Annotated in this window: 3 protein-coding genes; 2 read left to right on the top strand and 1 reads right to left on the bottom strand. The window is 67.6% G+C overall.

Going from position 1 to position 1,382, the window contains the following annotated elements:
* The coding region (locus tag AC1D1G_RS45250) for an SHOCT domain-containing protein (protein ID WP_477956945.1) at positions 1 to 127 on the top strand (127 nt) is incomplete at its 5' end.
* A 323-nt stretch (positions 128 to 450) separates the two neighbouring features.
* Positions 451 to 588 carry a hypothetical protein gene (locus AC1D1G_RS45245; RefSeq protein ID WP_477956944.1) on the top strand — a complete coding sequence of 46 codons (138 nt, stop codon included), beginning with the start codon at positions 451 to 453 and terminating at the stop codon, positions 586 to 588.
* A 503-nt stretch (positions 589 to 1,091) separates the two neighbouring features.
* Here AC1D1G_RS45245 and AC1D1G_RS45240 read toward each other — a convergent pair.
* On the bottom strand, positions 1,092 to 1,382 hold a 291-nt coding region (locus AC1D1G_RS45240; RefSeq protein WP_477956943.1), incomplete at its 5' end, for an Rv1733c family protein.

The following is a 1,382-nucleotide window of genomic DNA, read 5'->3' as shown; positions in this document are numbered from 1 at the left end:
CCACTACATCAGGGAGGTAGCCGGGAAGTCGGCTGCCGAACAGATCGCCGACGCAAAAGCACTTCTCGACGCGGGCACCATCAACCAAGCCGAGTTCGACGCCCTCAAGGCCAAGGCGCTCAGCTGACACGCTCAGCGCGAGCCGCAGGCCCTACGACCGCCCCTCGCATTCACCAGCGCTCCGACCACGGCGGGATCCACGAGCTGGTTCCGTTACTCGTCGAGAAGGCTGCACGCCGAGACAACGAAAACCACTACGTGGCCGACATCGGCGTTACCGCCGCCCCGGGTTCTCGGTGGGATCGGCGGAAAGGACTTTGTCCCCTAGCCGGCCCGTCGCGTGGGTAGGAACACTGATGGTGACCGGGATCGGTGCCCGCGCCTTGGCCACCGCTCGGCCACATCTGTGCGACTGAGAGTACCCACATGACACGCCTGCAGGCTTCTTCGGTGAGCGCACCACATCACTGCATTCCCACCCGCCGAGCACTGAGCACACCGGAGATCCTGCAACGGATCCAGGCGATGTTCGCCGACGGGGACGACGCCGGCTCGGCTGGCACCGACGAGAAGCCGTCGCCCATCTGACATGTAGACGGTCGGGCTACGCAACCCCCACCAGTGTTGCGGTGCATGCGAATTCGGTGACCTCTCCCCCTGCCAGTAGCCTCGTGGCCCGCCGGTGACGATCCGATCCGGGGTCCGATCCCGGCTCGCTGGACTCGTGGTGGCGGGTGATGTCCGGGAGCCACGGGCATGCGCGCACGAAGCCGGAAGGCACTCGGCGCCCGGCCACACGAACCCCGGCCGCTAGTGACACGGACAACAAGCGGGCCGCTCTCGTGAGCCGCTCCGGTCAAATTTGGCGAGGACGCTGCTGCTGGGCGGATGAAAGCCGCCGAACCTACCGCGCGACCGTGCCTGGTTCTGATGTCCCGTGATGCGTCCGCGAGGCCGCGGTGATCCTCAATCTTTCCCGCGTCGGAACCGGAGGAAGTCGGGAAAGGCTGGGGCCGGCGACGCACGGCAAGACGACCCTGCTGGGGTGAGCGTGCTCGGTGGGCCCGTTGGTCCGTCAACGGCGGAGAGCGTCAGCTGACCGGCCATCCCGGTGTGCGGCCGACATCGTTCCACTCTCGATCCCACTGGCGCATCCGGCTTCGCGTATTCACCCACCGGACCGCGCAGAGCAGCAGGAAGGAACCCACCGCGGCGGTGGCCCACACCGACAGTGCGGCGCTGACGGCGATCACCGCGTTCTCGGGTCCCGATCGGGGCTCGTCGACCACGTGGCCGTCAGGACCGATCCACACCGAGACGGTGTCGCCGCGGTGGGCGCCGGGTCGGGTTTCCACGTCGGTGGACTGGAGGGTGCCATCGGG

Source organism: Rhodococcus sp. P3_B8 (assembly GCF_056402775.1).
Note: the sequence above shows the minus strand (reverse complement) of the source record. Positions and strands in the feature narration are given on the sequence as shown.